This window comes from Bifidobacterium sp. WK041_4_12 (genome assembly GCF_041080795.1).
Lineage (GTDB): Bacteria > Actinomycetota > Actinomycetes > Actinomycetales > Bifidobacteriaceae > Bombiscardovia > Bombiscardovia aquikefiricola.
Genome location: NZ_CP129674.1, coordinates 1,107,701 through 1,128,687, shown reverse-complemented (window position 1 = coordinate 1,128,687; position 20,987 = coordinate 1,107,701). Strand labels below are relative to the sequence as shown.

The following is a 20,987-nucleotide window of genomic DNA, read 5'->3' as shown; positions in this document are numbered from 1 at the left end:
CAAGGCTGGAGGGCTGCGCGATTGAAATTCATCGGTCTTGAGGATCTCAACGATACGCGCGTGGCGGCCTACACCCATCTGACGGAATTACAGCTCAGAAATAGGCTTGAGCCTGCACAAGGACTGTTCATAGCCGAATCTCCCAAGGTCATCGTCCGGGCTTTGCATGCCGGGGTAAAGCCGTTATCCTTCCTCGTTGAGGAGTCATGGATCGATGGCATGGCTGACACCTTCGCTGACGTCGACGCACATTGGGGCAATGAGGTGCCCGTGTTTGTTGCCAAACCTGAACTGCTTAAGACCATCACCGGATACAGGCTTCATCGAGGAGCGTTGAGTGCCATGCACCGATGGGCTTTGCCAAGCGTGGAGAGCATCTGTGCCAATGCCACCCGCATTGCAGTCATGGAGAACATTGTGGACCACACCAACGTCGGTGCCCTGATGCGTTCTGCCGCTGCGCTGAGCGTTGACGCGGTTCTGGTCACTCCCTCATGCGGCGATCCGCTCTACCGTCGTGCAGCTCGTGTTTCCATGGGAACTGTCTTTCAGGTGCCGTGGACTCGCATCTGCGATGACGATGACGAACGCTGGCCGACTGATGGCATCAAGGCATTGCATCGGCTCGGTTTCGTCACCGCGTCCATGGCACTGTCCGATGATTCGATATCCCTCGACGAGCTTGTTGCACGACTCGACAGCCCTGCCGAGAAATCCGACCATATCGACAAGCTGGCGCTGATCTTCGGCACTGAAGGTGACGGGCTCTCTCACAGAACGATTGCGGACAGCGATCTCACGGTGAAGATTCCGATGAGTGCAGGCGTGGATAGCCTGAACGTTGCCGCTTCCAGCGCTGTCGCATTCTGGGCTACAAGGCACCAGTCCACCGCGAAGCATTAGTTCACAGCGAAGCACTAGTTCACCGCGAAGCACTAGTTCACAGGCGGGTATGCGAAGGCACTATGCGAATACCCCCCATGCAACTACCCCATGCGTGCAACCGGTTACTGCAAGCAATGAGAAAGTCCACTGCACGGCAGCGATATGTCGTAGGCAGTGGACTTGAGTTTTTTCAGGCGCACACTGAATGAGTGTGACATCATGAGTGTGGCATCAGCCGTCACTTGTCGTAGGTGGTTCCTGTGGCCTTTCCAATGGCGGTGAGACCGTGATACAGCACCAGCACGGCAATGGAGCCAATCGCGATGCCGTTGAAGCTGATACCTGAGAAGGTGAAGGAGAAGTTCGCGATGCCAACGATCATCGTTATTGCAGCTACCATGACGTTGATTGGCTTACTGAACTCGACCTTGTTCTCAACCCAGATGCGCACGCCCAGCATGCCGATCATGCCGTAGAGCAAGGTGGTCACTCCCCCAAGCACACCAGTGGGAATGGAATTGATCACAGCTCCAAACTTTGGGCACAGTGAGAGGATGAAGGCAAAGATTGCGGCACACCAGTAGGCGGCAGTCGAATAGACTTTGGTCGCAGCCATGACGCCAATGTTCTCAGCGTATGTTGTCGTACCTGAACCTCCGCCTATGCCGGCAAGGATGGTTCCGATACCGTCTGAGAAAAGAGCCGAACCAATCTGACCGTCATAGTTTCGGCCGGTCATCAACGCAACGGACTTTACATGGCCAATGTTCTCTGCAATAAGAATCAAGACGACGGGCAGAAACATGGCTACAATGCTCATATCTGGCTTGGGCGTATGGAATTGGGGAAGACCAATCCAGGCCGCATCCCTGATGCTGTCCCACTTGATCTGACCTTGAGAGGCAGCGAAGGCATAGCCGACGATCACGCCAAGAAGAATGTTGAGTCTTCCAATCATGCCTTTGAACAGCACCGCGATCAGTACCACGGCAAGCAGCGTCACGCACGCCGTGACGGGGAAGGTCTTGAAGTTAGCCCAAGCCGATGGAGCAAGATTGAATCCAATGATGGCGACAACCGCACCATTGACGACTGGAGGCATCAGCATGTCAATCCACTTTGCCCCCGCAAAGTGGACAATGACGCCAACGAGCGCCAGCAGAATGCCGGTGATAAGAATGCCGAAGCTGGCAACAGCCAAACCCTTGTGGGCCGATGTCACCGCCGCTATTGGGGCTATAAAACCAAAAGAGCTGCCCAAGTAACTTGGCAGCCGATTTTGATTGATGAGCAGGAACAAAGCCGTTGCAATAGCAGTAAAGAACAGTGTTGTAGAGGGATCGAACCCTGTGAGAATTGGAACGAGGAATGTAGCCCCAAACATTGCTATGACGTGCTGGGCTCCGATGCCAACGGTTCTGCCCCACGTTAGTCGTTCATCGGGCTCAACCACCTCGCCCGGTGCAAGGGTCTTACCATCCCCATGTAATTTCCAATTGACCAACAATGCCATTGTCTTCTCTTTCTCCCGTGCATGTGCCAATCACAATGCGCTCAGCTTAGGGTAGCCGCCGTTTGTAACACCTAATGTGACGAGAGGCCGACTGAGACGAACCCCACAAAAAATGAACGCAGATCGACCAGAAGTTACATCAGTGAACAATTATGACTCGCCGGAAATAATAGTCACCCAATTCCTGAACTCTATGCGATGATGGTGATGTGACTCGAAGCGTGATGGCGCGCTCAATGCAATGCGACAGAAGTCTCAATGCATTATAGCTGAGGAAAGGATGGCAACCATGTCTAAGAATCCTAAGATACTATCCATTGTTTTGGCAGGTGGCGAGGGAACGCGCCTGATGCCCCTCACCAGAGATCGTGCCAAGCCAGCGGTTCCTTTTGGCGGAGTGTTCCGCCTCATCGACTTTCCTCTGAGCAATCTGGTAAATTCCGACTACCGTCAGATCGTGGTTTTGACACAGTACAAATCACACTCCCTTGATCGTCACATTTCGAGAATGTGGCGATTCTCGCCAATGCTGGGCAGCTACGTCTCCCCTGTTCCTGCGCAGCAACGACTGGGAAAGCATTGGTATCTTGGTTCGGCTGATGCCATCTATCAGACGATCAACATCATCGAAGACGTGAAGCCTGACATCGTGGTGATTCTTGGCGCAGACCACGTCTACCGCATGGACTTCGAGCAGATGGTTCGTCAGCACATTGAATCAGGAGCGGAGTTTACCGTTGCAGGAATACGCCAGCCTGCAAGCTCTTCCAATCAGTTCGGCGTCATCCAGGTGGATCCGAATCAGCATAATATGATCAGGAGTTTCCAGGAAAAGCCCGAACACACCGATGGACTGCCCAATGATCCGCAGACGATTCTTGCTTCGATGGGCAACTATGTAGCAAACACCGATGCGCTGTTCGACGCGTTGGCCATCGACGAGAAGAACGAAGACACCAAGCATGACATGGGTGGCGACATCGCACCATTCTTCGCCGCAAAACATCAGGCCGGCGTCTATGACTTCAACGAAAACGATGTGCCCGGGGCAACGCAGCAGGATCATGCCTACTGGCGTGACGTGGGAACCATCAAGCAGTTCTATGATGCACACATGGACTTGATAGCATATGTGCCAGATTTCAATCTGTATAACACCGACTGGCCGATTTACACCGATTCTGGTTCGCTGCCACCTGCTAAGTTCGTTCATTCCGGACAGGACAGACTTGGACATGCGACTGACTCCATCGTTTCGCCCGGAGTCATCGTGTCAGGCGGCGAAGTGCATCATTCCGTGATATCACCCAATGTGCGCATCCACTCGTGGGCACAGGTGATTGATTCGGTGCTGTTCAACAATGTGACCATCAACCGTAGAGCGCGGGTGTACAAGGCCATTCTTGACAAGAACGTGGTGCTCACCGAGAACGCGACCGTCGGCATTGACACGCAGCATGACTTGGAACGCGGCTTCACCGTATCCCCGGAAGGCATCACAGTCGTTCCCAAAGGCACAATTGTCGAAGACTAACCCCGCTGACCCCGCTTCACTGGCAACATTTCCATTCATTGTGAACTCGTTCAAGTACATGAACCGCAAATGAGCCAATTTGGACCCGAAATCGGTGCAAAACTGGCCTGTATACTTGAACGAGTTCACAATGAGCAAACGGCGACTATGTGTTGGGCATAGGAGCGTTGAAATTGAAGCCGATTGCAGCCAACTGGTCTCTTCCGTCTGGTGTGATCATCTCCATCGTCCACCTTGGGGTCCAGGTCCAGTCGATTCTAAACTCTTCCACCAACCCAGCCAGCATACTGGCGCACTCGTCTTCGAGCAGATCGGTCAGCGGGCATGCGGGCGTCGTAAGGGTCATCGTGATGATCGCACGTTGCTGTTCGTCAATTTCAATCTTGTAAACGAGTCCCAGATCTATCACATCGATGCCCAGTTCGGGATCGATCACCTGATGCAGCGCTTCCTGAATGTCCTTGGCTGTAGAGAGACCAATGTCATTCGTCGCAACCAAGGGAATGTCATGTTCCTCGCGTTCATCTTGCTCCGCAGTGGATGAACCATCAGCGTCATCCATGCTCGCCTTGTTCAGCAATGCTGCCCGTTCAGGATGAGCGAGAACCTGTTGAGCCGTCTCTTTGCTACCAACGGCTTCCTCCACCGCATCGAAAATAGAATCTGCGGGAGGGACCAACTGTGACTGATCTGTCATCTCACTCCTTTGCCTGTGAGAACGCTGGTTGCCGTAGCAAAGCAGGGGAATCGGTGCCCTGAGCTTCGGATCCGCCCATGCTGGCCAATGCCTGGGCTATCGAAGCCTTCAACCCAGCCCAACCAAGCAGCGCACATTTGATGCGCATGGGATAGCGCGAAACACCCTGAAAAACTATGGCATCACCGAGCTTCTCCTCGACGGATTCATCGGCTATGCCTGCCCCGCGAGATTCCATCAAGACATGAAAATCATCGCTCAGTTTCATTGCCGTCTCCACGGTCTGATGTTCGACGAGATCTACCATAATCGAGAGGCTCGCCTGGGAAATCGAACAACCCTGACCATCCCAGACCACCCGTTCCAGCCTGTGAGGTTCTTGCTCCGACACTTCGACATGAACGGTGACTTCATCACCGCAGGTTGGATTGAACTGATGCGATTGCGCGGCAAGACAGGCCTCATGCTCAGCGAGCATCGACGCATCTCCGGATATCTGATGCGATTCGCTATCACCATCCTTGCCACTGTCACTGTCAATGCCATTGGTAATGTCAGCACGCGCAGCCTGAATTGTGGCACCTTCTAAGAAATGCTCCCTGCCATGTGGGGCCCTTGCAGCGTCAAGGATGACCTCCTGATACATCTGTTGAAGATCGTCGTCACTCATATCCATCACCATGGTGCTTAGCCTACCTGCTTACCTCTCTGGTTTCTATTTTCTCTGGTATCGAAATCGAACGTTGCAATCGCGGGGAGCTCACGGTCGAGCGACTGCATTATTGAGCCTGAAAGAAAGGACGAACCTTCTTGACCGCCTCAACCAGTAGCCGAGCCTCGTTTGCGGTGTTGTACACGCCTGTGGATGCTCTGTTCGAAGCGAAGAGACCAAAGTGACGGTGCACGGGTTGAGCGCAATGATGGCCAACGCGTATTGCGATGCCCTGAGCATCGATGAATTGGCCGACATCGTGCGGATGAACGCCCGCGACGTCGAATGCCACCGTTCCGATTCTCTGATCGCCATCTGTTGGACCGAGGATTCTTACGCCTTCTATATCACCGATTTTCAACAGTTCCTGAGTGATGGAACGCTCATGTTCGGCAACATGTTCCATGCCCAGCGACCTGAGCCAATCCGCCGCAGTACCTGCAGCAACTACCTGGGCAACGGGCTGAGTGCCCGCCTCGAATCGCGCAGGGGGCATACTGTATTCAGCAGGCTTATCGAGATACGCCAGATCAACCATTGAGCCGCCAAAACTTGCTGGCGGCAATGCCTCAAGCAGTTCACGCTTGCCATAGAGGAACCCAACGCCGGTCGGACCATACATCTTATGGGCACTCCAGGCTGCGAAATCAACGTCAAGGGCATGAAAGTCCACGGGAATGTGGGGCACGGATTGGCATGCGTCAAGAATCATCACGGCACCGACCTCATGCGCACGCTTTACAATCGGCGCAATATCGGTGATTGCGCCTGTCACGTTCGCAATGTGTGCGAGGGCTACGACCTTGGTGTGTTCAGTAATCACCGTTTCTGCCGTGTCTGCACGAACGCGACCCTCCGGATCAAGGTCGAACCAGCGCAAGGTTGCCCCGGTCCGGTATGCAAGTTCCTGGAATGGCAGTAGCACTGAATGGTGATCGGCCTTGCTGACGACGATTTCATCGCCAGCTTTGAGTGCGAATCGTTTGGCCGCCGCTCCCCCACGGCCAAGAGACGCGTTGGAGAAAGCGGTCGCCAACAGATTCAACGCAGCCGTTGCGCCCGCCGTCACCACCACTTCTTCGCGTCCCTCTTCGCTGTCGGCACCAACGAGTCTCGCCACCTTGGCACGCGCATCCTCGAAGGCAACCGTGCTTCTCGCTGCCAGCTCATGTGCTCCTCGATGTACGCCAGCGTTGATGGTGCGATAGAACTCAGCTTCTGCATCGATCACGCATTCAGGCTTCTGCGCGGTGGCTGCAGAGTCAAGATAGACCAATGGATGGCCGTGAATCTGCTGATTCAGAATCGGGAACTGACTACGGATAGCGGCGAAATCAACCATGCTGCACGGACCTTACCTTCATTGACATTTGCACATGCTTCGAGGAGCTTTACCTTTGCGAAACTAGGCCAGAGCCGATTCTGAGTCGGCTCCCTGGGGAAGATAACGGTCGTAACCCGTCTCTTCAAGCTCATCCGCCAGTTCCGGGCCACCTGTTTTGACGAAGTGTCCATCAGAGAAAACGTGCACGATATCAGGTTTGATATAGCGCAGAATTCGGGTGTAGTGGGTGACCATGAGAATGCCAAGATTGGTATTCTCCTTGGCGCGATTCACACCTTCGGAGACGATTCGCAGAGCGTCGACATCGAGGCCTGAATCGGTTTCATCCATAATCGCGAACTTTGGCTTAAGCAATTCAAGTTGCAATACCTCTGCACGCTTCTTCTCGCCGCCGGAGAAGCCTTCGTTGACGGAACGCTGGGCAAATTTGGCATCCATGCGCAGACGCTTCATGGATGAGCTGAGATCCTTGGTCCACTGACGGATGGCAGGAGCCTTGCCATCGATCTCGGTTTTCGCGGTACGCAGGAAGTTGGTCATGGATACGCCTGGAACCTCAACCGGATACTGCATGGCAAGGAAGAGACCGGCCTTGGCTCGTTCATCGGGCGTCATCTTAAGAATGTTCTGACCGTCGAGCAAAGCCTCGCCCGAGTCGACCTCATACTTGGGGTGACCGGCAAGCGTATAGGCCAAGGTTGACTTTCCCGAACCGTTGGGCCCCATGATTGCATGGGTTTCACCGGAGTGAACTGTCAGGTTCACACCTTTCAGAATCTGTTTCTTGCCTTCCTTCGTTTCCACGGAAGCGCACAGATCTTTGATTTCCAGGGTTGCCATATCAGTTTTCCTCCAACACATGTCGCATTTGTTCGTCTTCTCCACGGGAGAGACGCCGGTCGATGACTCCCATCAGATGGTCACGGATGGCCGTGATTCCAATCTCCTCAACAAGCTCTCCGAAGAATCCGCGAACCACAAGCTTGCGTGCCTCTCGTTCGGAAACGCCTCGTGATTCCAGATAGAAGAGTTCCTCGTCATCGAAACGACCGACGGAGCTTGCGTGACCGGCTCCTATGATGTTGCCGTTTTCGATCTCAAGGTTTGGCTCAGAATCAGCAATCGCACCGGGCGTAAGCACCAGATTGCGGTTAAGCTCGTAGGAGTCGGTAACGGGAGCCGATGGCAGAATCAGCGCGTTGCCAACCCATGTCGAATGCGCTCCCTTGCCGTCGAGGGCACCTTTATAGACCACACGCGACTTGCATTCCGGATAGTTGTGAACAACCATCGTGCGATGTTCGACATGTTCGCCAGGATCGACGAAATAGATGCCGAGCATATTCAGGTCACCCTTGTTGCCGCCGAATTCCTGATCCATGCGAACGCGGACGAAGCTTCCACCGAGTGTCACCATGGAATGACGAAGGCTGGCTCCCTCACCCACATGAATGCGATGATTGCCGACATGCTTCGAATCAGAACTCCACTCCTGAATGAAGGTGGTGCTGACATGCGAATCCTTGCCAGTGGTGATTTCAACGCCTTCGGCTATGCGAGCCTGTCCCTCGTGCTCGACAACGATATCGGCATGCGTTCGATCGTCGGCGACAATGACGAGATGCAGGGCATCCAAGTCCATTCCTCCACCAATAATCTTCACGAGGGTTGGAACGGGATTCTCTCCCTTGACATGCACGACATGAGCGGTGTTCTGGCTGGCCCATTCAACCGCTGACACACGGTCGTTCGGCTTGAGCACAGAGCCGCTAGGCATCTGCGTCTTCGGAATTTCGCTGACTTCAACGAGTTTTGGATCGATTTCAGAACCGTCAATGCCACTGACTTCGATCTTGGTCTTTCCGCTGGGTTCAAAAACCTGGAAGAACTCCTCTATGCGATCAATCGGCGTGAAGCGCCAATCATCCTGTGCTCGCGTAGGAATCTGGAACGCATCAGGCGAGAAGGATCGAACGGCCTTGTCGGCGCTCGAAGGCATCAGGGCCGGGAAGGCGTAAGGGTTGTTCGGATCGCGGTGAGGAATGTTGACTTCCCTCTCCTCGATGGGAGCCTGTGGAACCGTGCGTGAATCCTGTGCTGTTTGTTCTGTGTTGTCGCTCATCACCCGACCGAACCTTCCATCTGAAGCTCAACGAGTCTGTTCAATTCCAAGGCGTATTCCATGGGCAGCTGACGCGAAATAGGCTCTACGAAGCCTCGGACGATCATGCCCATGGCTTCCTTCTCTTCAAGGCCACGACTCATCAGATAGAAGAGCTGATCCTCGGAGACCTTGGAAACCGTGGCTTCATGCGCCATTGAAACGTCATCTTCACGCACATCGACATGTGGATAGGTATCGGAGCGAGAATAGTCGTCGACAAGCAACGCATCGCAGACCACGGACGAACTGGAACCCTCCGCTCCCTTGAGAATCTTCACGAGACCTCGATATGCTGACCTTCCACCAGAACGGGAAATTGACTTGGCGACGATGGTCGAGCTGGTGTGCGGCGCAAGATGAATCATCTTCGCACCGGTATCCTGATACTGACCCTTGCCTGCGAATCCAAGAGACAGCGTCTCACCCTTTGCATACGGTTCGGCAAGAATGCATGCCGGGTATTTCATGGTGGCCTTTGAACCGATGTTGCCATCGACCCATTCCATCGTGCCGCCTTCGCGCACATATGCACGCTGGGTGACCAGGTTGTAGACGTTGTTGGACCAGTTCTGAACCGTGGTGTAGCGTACGCGAGCATGAGGCTCGACGACGATCTCCACGATTGCGGCATGCAGCGAATCCGTTGAGTAGATTGGTGCCGTGCATCCTTCAACGTAATGCACGTATGAGCCTTCGTCGGCAATGATCAAGGTACGTTCGAACTGTCCCATGTTCGGCGTGTTGATACGGAAGTAGGCCTGCAACGGTATGTCTACATGCACGCCCTTCGGCACGTATACGAAGGATCCGCCCGACCAGGCGGCAGTATTGAGCGCTGCAAACTTATTGTCTTCAGGAGAAACGACGGTTGCGAAATATTTCTTGACCAGATCTGGGTAATCACGAACTGCGGTATCAGTATCGACGAAGATAACGCCCTGTTCCTTCAGATCGTCTCGAATGGAATTGTAGATGACCTCTGATTCATACTGGGCGGCAACGCCTGAAACCAGACGCTTCTTCTCAGCCTCTGGAATGCCAAGGCGGTCATAGGTGTTGCGAATGCTGTCGGGAAGATCCTCCCACCGCTTCGCCTGCTCCTTCAACGGCTTCACGTAATATTTGAAGTCCTGAGCTTTGAATCCGCTTAAATCCACGCCCCAGTTGGGCATCGGCTTCTCAAGGAAGGCCTTGTACCCACGCAGGCGATATTGCAGCATCCAGTCAGGCTCATGCTTGTCAGCAGAGATATCGCGGACCACCTGCTCGCTGATGCCCTTCTTGGCGCTTTCGCCAAAGGAATCCTTGTCATGCCAGCCATATTCGTAGTCACCGAACTGAGAGATGATGTCGTCATCCTTCTTGATTTTCTCTTCGTTGACCCGCTCACGGTCGGCCACATACTGGCTCATCTCAACATCTTGAGATGACTGCGCAGCATTCGCGGATGCTCCCGCTGCTGCATTGCCTCCAGCTTTGCCAGCAGCTGTTGTGTCAGCTGCCCTCTTATCAGTTGCGGCATTCTCTGTCACAGTGTCATCGGCCATTGATGTCCCTCCTCTCAATGTTCGCTCATTTCGTATACAAGTTCCGACAATAACCAAGCGTGCCACGAAGCGCCAGACAAGTCTTCATGCTTCGTAAAGAGCGAAACGAGGGTTGACATATCCGTGATGTTGCTCACGAATATGCGTCAATCCTAGAAAACCTGCTGGCGCTTGAATGAGAACATGCCTTTTTCTGAACCTCGACCCAGAATTCGAAGCTAGCTTAATGCACTTCGAAAGATGAGCTTTGGCTCATTATTTGGCTTCGCGATGATCGATGGCAGCCTTGACAAGTCCTGCGAACAGTGGGTGGGGCTTGGTTGGGCGTGACTTGAACTCAGGATGGGCTTGAGTACCGACGTAGAACGGGTGGACGGACTGCGGCAGCTCGATGAATTCAGTGAGTTCGCCGTTCGGACTGGTTCCCGAGATATGCAAACCGGCTTCATTCAGCCGATCCTTATAGGCAACGTTGACTTCATAACGGTGACGATGACGCTCGGTAACGTTCGTGGTGCCATAGAGCTGCGCGACAAGGGACTTCGGTTCAAGCACTGCCGGATACGAGCCAAGTCGCATGGTGTGTCCCATATCCCCATTGCCTTCAACGATTGACTTCTGCTCTTCCATCGTTGCAATGACGGGATTTTCGCAATCTGGCTCGAATTCAGACGAGTTGGCATCTTCAAGCCCAAGAACGTGACGCGAGTATTCGATAACCATCGATTGCAATCCCAGGCACAGTCCCAGGGCAGGTATCTTGTTCTCTCTGGCCCAGCGTAGCGCTCCTATCTTGCCTTCGATGCCTCGAATGCCGAAACCTCCAGGAATCACGATGCCATCCATCTGTCCGAGTGCAGCCTGCGCGCCCTCGTTGGTTTCGCACACGTCAGCGGTCACCCATTTGACATTGGCCTTTGACCAGTTGGCAAAGCCGCCGGCCTTGATCGCCTCGGTGACGGAGAGATACGCATCGGGAAGATCGATGTATTTGCCAACTATCGCGATATTGACCTCGTTGCGTGGATGGTGCACGCGTTCGAGCAGGTCTTCCCACTCGTTCCAATCCACATCGTGGAAAGGCAGTCCAAGCTCACGAACGACATATGCGTCAAGACCTTCGGAGAAGAGAATCTTCGGAACGTCGTAGATGCTGGGCGCATCGACGCAGTTCACGACTCCCTCTTCATCGACATCGCACATCAGCGAAATCTTGTCCTTGATGGACTGGTTGAGTGGCCTGTCCGAACGAAGCACCAGCGCATCGGGTGTGATGCCCAGCTGTCGAAGCATCATGACGGAATGTTGCGTTGGCTTTGTCTTGAGCTCATGTGCCGCAGCGATGTACGGCACCAGGGAAACGTGCACGAATATGCAGTTCTCCGGGCCGATGTCACGACGAACCTCACGCGCTGCCTCAAGGAATGGCTGGGATTCAATGTCACCAACGGTTCCACCTATTTCAGTGATGATGACATCGACATCATCGGATGCCTGAGCGCGCATTCTGCTCTTGATCTCATTGGTGATGTGGGGAATCACCTGAACGCATTGGCCAAGATATTCACCGGCACGCTCCTTGCGAAGCACGCTCTGATAAATCTGGCCTGTGGTGACATTTGCCTTCTGGGACAGGAAAACGTCCAGGAATCTCTCGTAGTGTCCAATGTCGAGATCCGTTTCTGCACCGTCTTCAGTCACGTAGACTTCACCGTGCTGGAAGGGATTCATCGTTCCTGGATCAACGTTGATATAGGGGTCGAGCTTCTGCTGAAGCACGTGGATGCCACGGCTTCGAAGTAGTCTTCCCAAAGAAGAAGCGGTAAGTCCCTTGCCTAAAGAAGATACAACACCGCCGGTGACGAAAATATGTTTTGTGATGTGTTCCTGTGATGTTCCATGTTGTCTAACCATGGAACTTCAGTCTATCATCACCGAATGACGCGTTGCATTACGAGACTCGTCTTCGACTATTGCTGGAGTTCGCTGACTGCCTCAAGCGCAAGTTTGTAGCCGAAAAAGCCCAAACCGGTGATTGTTGAAGTCGCTACCGGCGAAATGACGGAGTGTCGCCGGAAAGCTTCGCGTGAAGCTGGATTGGAGATATGCACCTCGATCAGAGGAAGCTTCGCCGTGTGAAGCTGCGCTGCGGCATCGGCCAGGCCATAGCTGTAATGGGTGAAGGCGGCAGGATTGAGTATCACAGGATGGTGATGGTCAACGGCTTCGTGGATCCAATGGATCACCTCGGCCTCGTCGTCGCTCTGGCGCACTTCGACATCGAGACCGAGTTCGCTCGCCCAACGCGCGCACTGCTCAGCAAGCTGGTGAAGGTCCTGATGCCCGTAGACATCGGGTTCTCGAACACCGAGACGACCTAGGTTAGGTCCGTTCAACACGAGTACTTTCATTGTTGCCATATCGTTCCCATCGTTTCAATCAGCCATTCTTATCACGTCAATCAAGTCAATCAATTCAATCGCATACAGTCGCATGCCATCTCACAGGCATCCCTGCCAGTGAGGAACAATCCCTCACAACCCGTTACCGACCATTGCTGCGAATTCTTTCGAACGCTTCTTTGACTGCCGATTCGGGTGGATTATCGAGATGGATTGGATGGCCTATGCGATCCAAGATGACAAATCGCAAGGTATTGCCACGAGCCTTCTTGTCTCGATGCATGAGTGCGAGCACCGAATCGAAGTCCCCTCCGTCCCAACTGGTTGCGAGACCTACCGAAGCGAGAATCGAACGATGGAATTCAACCGTATTGTCATCTAGGTATCCAAGAATGTTCGCAAGCTCGGCTGCGTACACCATGCCTACGGCAACGGCCTGGCCATGCCGCCAGCGGAAGTGCTCAATCTGCTCGATTGCATGGGCTAGGGTATGACCGTAATTGAGGAACTCTCGCATGCCGGATTCCTTTAAATCCGCTGAAACATGCTTGGATTTGACGCTCACCGTGCGTTCTATGAGTTCGGCAATGACATCATGCATCTGAGGGGTAATGTTGGCGCAGTCAATGCTTCGCAGCTCCTTTGCATGCTCTTCGACAATGTCGAGAATATGCGTGTCCATGATGAATCCTGACTTGACGACTTCGCCCAGACCTTCGATGAAAATATCATTCGGAAGCGTGGCAAGGAATCGTGTGTCCGCCACAACGCCCAGTGGCGTGTAGAAGCTGCCGACCAGATTCTTGCCTTCAGGAATATTGACCCCGGTCTTGCCTCCTGTGGAGGCGTCTACCATGGCGAGCAGCGAAGTCGGGCAATTCACATAGGCAATTCCCCGCATCCAGGTTGCTGCAACGAATCCAGCAACATCAGTGGCGGCACCTCCCCCAAGACCGACCACGGCGTCCGAACGGGTAAATCCCTCATCAGCGAGTCGCTTCCAGATGCCGCTGGCGACCTGGACTGTTTTGCCAGCCTCAGCATCGCGAATGCTGATGTCGAGCACCTGATAGCCCCAGGTTCTCAACTGTGCTCGGGCGGCATCGCTGTGGCGCTGCACCGGTGCCGTATGAATCAACGCAACCCTCACCGGCTTGCTGCCCAGCAATTCTCGTACATGATCCAGCACACCGTCGCCAATGCGAACATCGTATGGATCCGCGCCGGAAACATGCACTACTCGCTCTTGGATGGCATTGATCAATTTATGTGCTCCCACTGAAGGCGCCGCTCTGTGAGTGCTAATCACAATGTTTGCCAACTGTTCGAAAACGGGTCTACGTTCATCATAAAGCCTGAGCCATTCACCACGCGCATCGCCCGACAATAGCGGCCTGTTCTGCGATCGTAAGGCACGCTCCATCATCTCTTCGGGATCAGCATCCAGATAGGCGATCAGCCCGCCCTGGTCACGATATCGTTCCAACGCCTGTCTGGTACGCCTCTGCATGGGTGCGCCACCTCCAAGCGAGAGCACCCCTTGGTGATCGAGCAGGGCCTTGGTGATCAGATCGCTCTCTATGCTTCTGAACTCGTCCTCGCCGCGATCCTTGAAGATCGAGGGGATGCTGGCACCTTCCTGCCGTTCGATTGCGACATCGGAGTCCATGAAGGAAAGTTTCAACATATTCGAAACTTCCTTGCCAATACGGGTTTTTCCTGCCCCCGGCATGCCGATGATTACGACGAGCGGCCCCCGGTATTGTTTCTTCGGTGTCACGCTACCGTTCACCTTGTTGTGGTTCATGTGATGTGTTCTCTTCCCGCTGCCCTTCGACTTTACGTAATGCGCTACCTGTTACTGCAGGTGTTCAGGCCACGATTTGAGGTACTGCTGCGCATTGCGCTTCGTCTCTTCCAGTGAATCACCACCGAACTTCTCGATCACGAATCGAGCCAGAGTGAGCCTCATCATGGCTTCTCCGACCACCGCAGCCGCGGGAACCGCCGTTGTGTCCGAACGCTGATGAATCGCTGTGGCCTCTTCGCCGGTCGAGACATCGACGGTACGCAGCGCTCGTGGCAGGGATGAAATTGGCTTCATGACCGCACGAACGCGAATGGGTTCACCATTCGACATGCTGCCCTCAACTCCTCCTGCACGGTTGGAAAGCCTGCTGATATGGCCTTCCTTCTCAACGATTTCATCATGGGCCTCAGAGCCGAAACGCATCGCCTCTTGGAAACCGTCACCAATTTCTACGCCCTTGATGGCCTGAATGCCCATGAAGGCAGACGCGAGCGCGGCATCAAGTCTTCTATCGGATTCGACATAGGTGCCGAGTCCTGCTGGAACGTTATACGCGACGACTTCAATGACACCGCCGAGGGTGTCCCCCTGCCTGTGCGCCTCATCGATGCGCTCAATCATGCGCTGCTCCGCCTGCTTGTCAAGTGTGCGGACGGGAGATTCGTCGATGCGCTCTCCATCTTCCGGTTTTGGCAGTGGCGCATCTTCGTCAACGCTGACACCGCCCAACACAACGACCTGAGATACGACTTCGATGCCAAGCACCTGTTTCAGGAAGTTTCCAGCGACCGCGCCCAACGCTACACGCGATGCCGTTTCGCGGGCACTGGAACGCTCGAGAACCTGACGTGCATCGGTAAAACCATACTTGCGCATGCCTGTAAGGTCAGCATGACCAGGACGAGGTCTGCTCAGCGGTGCACTTCTACTGGAATTACGAATCTGGGTACCTTCTGGCAAGGGGTCTGCACTCATGACTTCAACCCACTTGGGCCATTCCGTGTTGGCAATCTCGATTGAAATTGGCGATCCCAGCGTGCTTCCGTGCCGAACGCCGGTAAGCATGCGAACACGGTCACGCTCGAACCTCATGCGAGCGCCACGGCCATAGCCAAGACGACGTCGAGCCAATGCGTCGGATATTTCATCCGAGGTGATCCGTACTCCGGCTGGAAGACCTTCAATCATCGCAACCAAGGCTTCTCCGTGCGACTCTCCTGCCGTTTGCCAACGCAACATGCTTGCTCCTTTGATGTTCGTGAGGTACTGCGGTATATCTTACGGAATGCCCTACCTCGTGATGCTTCCCTGTCTCATAGTAGGCCTTGCCCTGAGCGTGCATGATGTTCGGTTTCGGCGAATACCGAGACTGTGGGTCGTGTGCGGGTTTCTTGCGCAACTGTTGGCCTATGCGGTGTGGGCGATGCAAGGTGGCAGTGTGGGTGTGATCGTGCAGGCACTGTTTATTGCCCTGCTGAGTGCGCTGATTCAGCTGGTGCTCGCCATACTGCGTCCAGGAACGCTTGGTCTCGGCGATGTGACGTGCACGCTGCTGGTTGGACTGGCAGTGGGTTCGCAGGGATTCTTCCCATTTGCCTTCTGGTGGCTGATTATGGGATTGTTCGGATGCTGCTGCCTTGCCTGGGCGCATTGGCGTGGAGCGGATTCCATTGCCTATGCGCCGGTCATCGTGTCATCAGGGTTTATTGCCACGGTGCTGCATGGTTGATTGCGGAAGCTCCGTGGCCGCTGGGAATCTTCCCCGTCAGCCGTTCTTTGCTTCCCAATCCTTGTATTCGCTGACATATTGCTGGAATTGTGCGGCATCGTTGGTGAATTTCGTTTCTCCGGTATCAAGATTTACGGTAACGAAGTAAAGCCAGTCTCCTGCCTCGGGGTTCAGAGCCGCCTTGATTGCGCTATCGCCGGGAATTGAGATAGGCGTTGGAGGTAGTCCCTTATGGATGCGCGAATTGTAGGGATTCGAAGCATCCTGGAGCATGGCGTTGGTCAGTTCGGAAGCAGAGACTCCCTTGCCGTATGCAATCGTCGAATCCATGCCTAATGGCATGTCCTGAGCCAATCTGTTGTCTATGACCCGGGAGACTTTGCCATAGTATTGTTCCTGATTGACTTCGGCTTCCGCTATGGAGGCGACTTCCAGTATATTCTCGCGCTGGCTTCCTGTGGGAACTCCGAGTTCATCGAGATGGCTGATGCGCTTGTTGACGAGGTTCGTGACGATGTCCTTCGCCGAGCCTGCGTTCTTGACGTTGTAGCTTCCCGGTTCGAGCCAGCCTTCGAAGCTTCCGTTAGCCTCGGCGGGCAGGATTCCGGCTCCCTTGTCGTTGACCAGCGCGGTGAAGTCCGATAATGGCAGGCCGGACATGTTTGAGGCCTTCTTGAAGGTATCGGATGCTTTGTCTCCAGCCTTGATCTCAAGGAATCCGCCAGCCTTCGTCTGGTCGGTGAGAATGGTCAGCACATCTGCTGCCTTCATGCGAAGCCTCAATGTGAAGGTGCCGGGATACAACGTACTCTCTGCACCCTTTGCAGCCACTGCCTGAGTGAAGGCAGCCTGCGACTTGATGATTCCTGCCTTGACCAGTCCCGCTGCGACCTTTTCTGCACTATCGCCGTCGTTGACGGTGAAATCGACGACAACCCTCCCCGGTCCGGGGTAATCGGCAGCGTATTGACGCGAGTTTTCGATCTGCGGAGCCAGATTCCTGACTTTCATCGTCACGAAGACTGCGGCTACGACTATGACAACGACTATTGAGATGGCGAGGATGATGGAAATAAGTCTGCGCTGTTTGACGCGACTGCGTTTGCGACGCATATCCTTGCGAGATTTCGGTGGCTTTGGCGGTTGAGCGATGAACAGCGAATTCTCAAAGACGTCGCTTTCGTCGAGATCATCGTCCTCTTGGGGTTGATTGCTGCCCGGCAGCGATTGTCTACCTCTAGATTCTTCAGCGTTGCCTGACCGTTCACTGCTCCCAGAAGCTCGACCGTCTGCTGAAGCCGTTTCATCCTGAGAAAGGCGATCTTTGTTGTCCTGCGCTGGTTGTCTGTCAGCATCGTCAGAGAACAAGTCCTCAAATTTCTGATTCACGCGTTTCTCCTTGTTGACGGAGGGCAGAATTCGCATCGATCGCTGCCTGCAGGATCACTACTGCTGACTGCTGATCTACTTTTGGACGATGGGCACGACTGCTCACATGCGCATCCAAGAGCATCGCATGCGCGGTTACGGTTGTCAGCCGCTCGTCAGAAAGCGTGATCATCGGCGCCTCATCCAAAGCAAAGTCGTCATCATGCATCAATGACTCTATTCTTGCACGGATTGACTTGACCCAGCGCATGGCCTTCTTCGCACTTTTTCCAGCCTTGCCATCGAGCAGCAGCGGATATCCGACGATAACACGCGCAACGTGGTGGTCTTCTATGATCTGGATGATCTGCTCAATGGCTTCAAAGCTGTCACCTTGGACCTCAACGTTACCCGCCGGGTGAGCGAAGCTCACTTCCGGATCGGATAACGCGAGCCCTACGCGGGCATTGCCCAAATCGACGCCTAACCATACGGTATTCGTCATGAATCAGGCTCTCGTTGCCTCGTTTTGCAACTGGACAAGGGCGTTGTCTATCGCAGTGGCATCCTGGCCGCCACCTTGAGCAAAGTCTGGCTTGCCACCGCCGCCGCCGCCAAGAACCTTCGAGGCGCTGCGCACAAGATCACCGGCCTTGATTCCCAAATCTCGGGCCGCCTGGTTGGTGGCCACCACGATGATTGGTCGACCTGCATCATTCACACCGGCAAGTGCGACGACTGAAGCCTTGTCATCACCGAGTCTGGCGCGAATGTCCGTCGCTGTCTTGCGCAGTGTTTCGACGGTGCCGAAATGGCCTACGTTCTTCAGCGCCAGCTGCACGGAAAGTGGTGATTGCTTCACTGAGGACACGAGTTCAGGAACAGCCTGTGCCAGCTGGGCCTCATACATCGCCGTAAGTCTGCGATCGGATTCCTTCAGCTTGGCAAGCAGCGTGCCGATGCGCTCCTGAAGCTCGTCCGGACGTGCGTTCAACTTATCGGAAAGCTGCGAAACAAGGGCATGTTCGCGTGCATTGTACTGGTATGCGCCCTGCGCAACCAGAGCATCGACGCGGCGAACGCCCGTTCCTACTGAGGCTTCGGAAATGATGGAAAGCGAACCAATCTTGCCCACATGATCGACGTGCGTGCCGCCGCACAGCTCACGGCTCCACCCGTCTTGGCCGATGGACACGACCCTGACCACATCGCCGTACTTTTCACCGAACAAGTGCATAGCCCCGAGAGCGATGGCATCGTCGAACTTCATCTCTGTGGTGGTCACGGCAAGATTCTCACGCATGCGTTCGTTCACACGCGCCTCGACTTCCTCCATGGCATTCCTGCTTGGAGCAGCCGACCACTGGAAATCGAAGCGAAGCCTATTCGGAGCATCCTCCGAACCACGCTGAGTTGCGCGTGGCCCCAGCTCTTCTCTCAAAGCCTTGTGAACCATATGCGTAGCGGTATGGGATCGGGCGATGGCGCCACGGCGTTCGACATCGATGGTTGCGGTGACTTCAGCTCCGACACTCAGCGTGCCTTCTGTCAGACGGCACTGATGCACGGTCAGCCCCTTGACGGGATGCTGGACGTCATCAACTTCGAGCACAGCACCATCATCGGCAAGAATCTCGCCTTGATCGGCCAGCTGTCCACCGGCCTCCGCATAGAACGGCGTACGGTCCAGGATCACTTCAACCGTTGCGGGAGCCTTGACGACCGGGACACCTCCCTTACCTTCCTCGATAAGGCCGATGACGCGCGAGCGGCTTGAAAAATCGGTATAGCCGAGGAATGCAATGGGCTGAGTCAAGGTCTTTTTGAAGTCGTCGTATACGCTCAAGTCGACGTTGTGACGCTTCTTCAGCGCATCGGCGCGTGCACGAGATTTCTGCTCGGCCATAAGCTCACGGAACTTGGGCTCGTCGACCTTGACGCCCTGCTCGGCAGCCATTTCCAAGGTCAGCTCGATGGGGAACCCGTAGGTATCATGCAGCGTGAACGCGTCCTGGCCGCTTACCACGCCACCATCGGCAGAGTTCACGGATTGCTTGGCCTTCTTGACCGCAACATCGAGAATGGACGTGCCATTATCCAAGGTGCGACGGAATGCGTCTTCCTCGCCATAGGCCACTTCGGAGATTTCCTTGAAGCGGTCGTTGAGCTCTGGATAGCTCGGAGCCATGGCATCCTTGGACACGGGCAGCAGATCAGGCAGAACCTCAGTCTGCACACCGAGCGTGCGCATGGAACGAACGGAGCGGCGCAGCAGACGGCGAAGCACATAGCCGCGACCCTCGTTACTCGGACGCACGCCATCGCTCATGATCATCAACGCGCTGCGGACATGATCGGCCACCACTCGGAAACGAACGTCATCCTCTTCACTGTCGCCATAGCTGCGCCCTGAAACACGCTCGGCTGCCTCGATGACAGGATAGACCTCGTCGGTTTCATAGATGTTGTTCTTGCCCTGCATCAGATATGCCAGGCGTTCGAGACCAGCACCGGTATCGATGTTCTTATGCTGCAGCTCACCGACGATGTGGAGATCGGTTTTGGACTTGACGTTGTCGACCTCGTAATTTTCGAACACGAGATCCCAAATCTCTATGTAGCGACTTTCATCAGCAGCCGGCCCGCCCTCGATGCCATATTGCGGTCCACGATCCACATAGATCTCAGAGCACGGTCCGCCCGGGCCAGGACCACCGGTAGTCCAGAAGTTGTCTTCCATGCCCATGATCTGCATGTGTGCAGGATCCATGCCCTCGTTGCGCCACAGGGATCGCGCCTCTTCATCATCGGTGTAGGTGGTCACCCACAGCGTTTCCGGGTCGAAGCCGTAACCGCCCTTGTCCTGAGGGGTCGTGAGCAGTTCCCATGCATAGTGGATGGCTTCTGCCTTGAAATAATCACCGAAGGAGAAGTTGCCTAGCATCTGGAAGAAGGTGCCGTGACGAGTGGTCTTGCCGACCTCGTCGATGTCAAGGGTTCGGACGCACTTCTGATTGCTGGCCATTCTGTGGCTCGGAGGAGTCTGTTCACCAAGAAGATAAGGAATGAAAGGAACCATTCCAGCTATCGTGAAAAGTGTTGTTGGGTTTGGCGATATCAATGATGCCGATGGCACCACCATATGACCATGATTGGCGAAATAATCCAAATAGCGCTTCGCTATGACTGAAGTGCGCATACTGCTGTTGACTCCTTATAAATACATGGTTAAAGCCGCCTGTAACAGGGCGGCTTTGCACTCACGCGCGTCCGCTGTTAAC

17 protein-coding genes are annotated in these 20,987 nt (G+C 54.6%); 3 read left to right on the top strand and 14 right to left on the bottom strand.

Annotated elements, in window-relative coordinates:
- Positions 1 to 21: 21 nt before the first annotated feature.
- Complete coding sequence (locus QN215_RS04840; RefSeq protein ID WP_369344961.1) at positions 22 to 903, top strand: TrmH family RNA methyltransferase; 882 nt, start codon at positions 22 to 24, stop codon at positions 901 to 903.
- Between the two features lie 220 nt (positions 904 to 1,123).
- On the opposite strand, the gene QN215_RS04835 is transcribed toward QN215_RS04840, so the two are convergent.
- Positions 1,124 to 2,398: a uracil-xanthine permease family protein gene (locus tag QN215_RS04835; RefSeq protein WP_369344960.1), complete on the bottom strand. Its 1,275-nt coding sequence runs from the start codon at positions 2,396 to 2,398 to the stop codon at positions 1,124 to 1,126.
- A gap of 289 nt (positions 2,399 to 2,687) precedes the next feature.
- On the opposite strand from QN215_RS04835, the gene glgC reads away from it, so the two are divergent.
- Positions 2,688 to 3,932, top strand: a complete 1,245-nt coding sequence (gene glgC, locus QN215_RS04830; protein WP_369344959.1) for a glucose-1-phosphate adenylyltransferase — start codon at positions 2,688 to 2,690, stop codon at positions 3,930 to 3,932.
- Between the two features lie 145 nt (positions 3,933 to 4,077).
- Here the strand turns inward: glgC and QN215_RS04825 are convergent, their stop codons facing one another.
- From QN215_RS04825 to aroC, 10 genes are all read right to left on the bottom strand, one after another.
- Positions 4,078 to 4,629 carry a metal-sulfur cluster assembly factor gene (locus QN215_RS04825; RefSeq protein WP_369344958.1) on the bottom strand — a complete coding sequence of 184 codons (552 nt, stop codon included), beginning with the start codon at positions 4,627 to 4,629 and terminating at the stop codon, positions 4,078 to 4,080.
- Position 4,630: 1 nt separating this feature from the next.
- On the bottom strand, positions 4,631 to 5,299 hold the full coding sequence (gene sufU / locus QN215_RS04820) for a Fe-S cluster assembly sulfur transfer protein SufU (RefSeq protein ID WP_369344957.1): 669 nt from the start codon (positions 5,297 to 5,299) through the stop codon (positions 4,631 to 4,633).
- A gap of 109 nt (positions 5,300 to 5,408) precedes the next feature.
- Positions 5,409 to 6,683: a SufS family cysteine desulfurase gene (locus tag QN215_RS04815; protein WP_369344956.1), complete on the bottom strand. Its 1,275-nt coding sequence runs from the start codon at positions 6,681 to 6,683 to the stop codon at positions 5,409 to 5,411.
- A 63-nt stretch (positions 6,684 to 6,746) separates the two neighbouring features.
- Positions 6,747 to 7,526, bottom strand: a complete 780-nt coding sequence (sufC, locus tag QN215_RS04810; RefSeq protein ID WP_369344955.1) for a Fe-S cluster assembly ATPase SufC — start codon at positions 7,524 to 7,526, stop codon at positions 6,747 to 6,749.
- A 1-nt stretch (position 7,527) separates the two neighbouring features.
- Positions 7,528 to 8,808 carry a Fe-S cluster assembly protein SufD gene (gene sufD / locus QN215_RS04805; protein ID WP_369344954.1) on the bottom strand — a complete coding sequence of 427 codons (1,281 nt, stop codon included), beginning with the start codon at positions 8,806 to 8,808 and terminating at the stop codon, positions 7,528 to 7,530.
- A complete protein-coding gene (gene sufB, locus QN215_RS04800) occupies positions 8,808 to 10,262 on the bottom strand; it encodes a Fe-S cluster assembly protein SufB (RefSeq protein ID WP_369345068.1) in 1,455 nt (484 codons plus the stop codon). The genes sufD and sufB overlap by 1 nt, the downstream gene beginning before the upstream one ends.
- Before the next feature lie 390 nt (positions 10,263 to 10,652).
- Positions 10,653 to 12,311: a CTP synthase gene (locus tag QN215_RS04795; RefSeq protein WP_369344953.1), complete on the bottom strand. Its 1,659-nt coding sequence runs from the start codon at positions 12,309 to 12,311 to the stop codon at positions 10,653 to 10,655.
- Positions 12,312 to 12,367: 56 nt separating this feature from the next.
- A complete protein-coding gene (aroQ, locus tag QN215_RS04790; protein WP_369344952.1) occupies positions 12,368 to 12,817 on the bottom strand; it encodes a type II 3-dehydroquinate dehydratase in 450 nt (149 codons plus the stop codon).
- Positions 12,818 to 12,941: 124 nt separating this feature from the next.
- Positions 12,942 to 14,606: a bifunctional shikimate kinase/3-dehydroquinate synthase gene (locus tag QN215_RS04785; RefSeq protein ID WP_369344951.1), complete on the bottom strand. Its 1,665-nt coding sequence runs from the start codon at positions 14,604 to 14,606 to the stop codon at positions 12,942 to 12,944.
- A gap of 51 nt (positions 14,607 to 14,657) precedes the next feature.
- The gene (gene aroC, locus QN215_RS04780) at positions 14,658 to 15,848 is read right to left on the bottom strand and encodes a chorismate synthase (RefSeq protein ID WP_369344950.1); all 1,191 of its coding nucleotides are present in this window, start codon (positions 15,846 to 15,848) and stop codon (positions 14,658 to 14,660) included.
- A 139-nt stretch (positions 15,849 to 15,987) separates the two neighbouring features.
- Here aroC and QN215_RS04775 point away from each other — a divergent pair, with 139 nt between their 5' ends.
- The gene (locus tag QN215_RS04775; RefSeq protein WP_369344949.1) at positions 15,988 to 16,338 is read left to right on the top strand and encodes a peptidase A24; all 351 of its coding nucleotides are present in this window, start codon (positions 15,988 to 15,990) and stop codon (positions 16,336 to 16,338) included.
- Positions 16,339 to 16,374: 36 nt separating this feature from the next.
- Here QN215_RS04775 and mltG read toward each other — a convergent pair whose 3' ends face one another.
- From mltG to alaS, 3 genes are read right to left on the bottom strand one after another with little or no spacing between them, the layout of a single operon-like run.
- Positions 16,375 to 17,727, bottom strand: a complete 1,353-nt coding sequence (gene mltG, locus QN215_RS04770; RefSeq protein ID WP_369344948.1) for an endolytic transglycosylase MltG — start codon at positions 17,725 to 17,727, stop codon at positions 16,375 to 16,377.
- Positions 17,711 to 18,211 (bottom strand): Holliday junction resolvase RuvX, encoded by a 501-nt coding sequence (gene ruvX, locus QN215_RS04765; protein ID WP_369344947.1) that lies wholly within the window; start codon positions 18,209 to 18,211, stop codon positions 17,711 to 17,713. The genes mltG and ruvX overlap by 17 nt, the downstream gene beginning before the upstream one ends.
- Positions 18,212 to 18,214: 3 nt before the next feature.
- Positions 18,215 to 20,905: an alanine--tRNA ligase gene (gene alaS, locus QN215_RS04760; protein WP_369344946.1), complete on the bottom strand. Its 2,691-nt coding sequence runs from the start codon at positions 20,903 to 20,905 to the stop codon at positions 18,215 to 18,217.
- Positions 20,906 to 20,987: the final 82 nt, after the last annotated feature.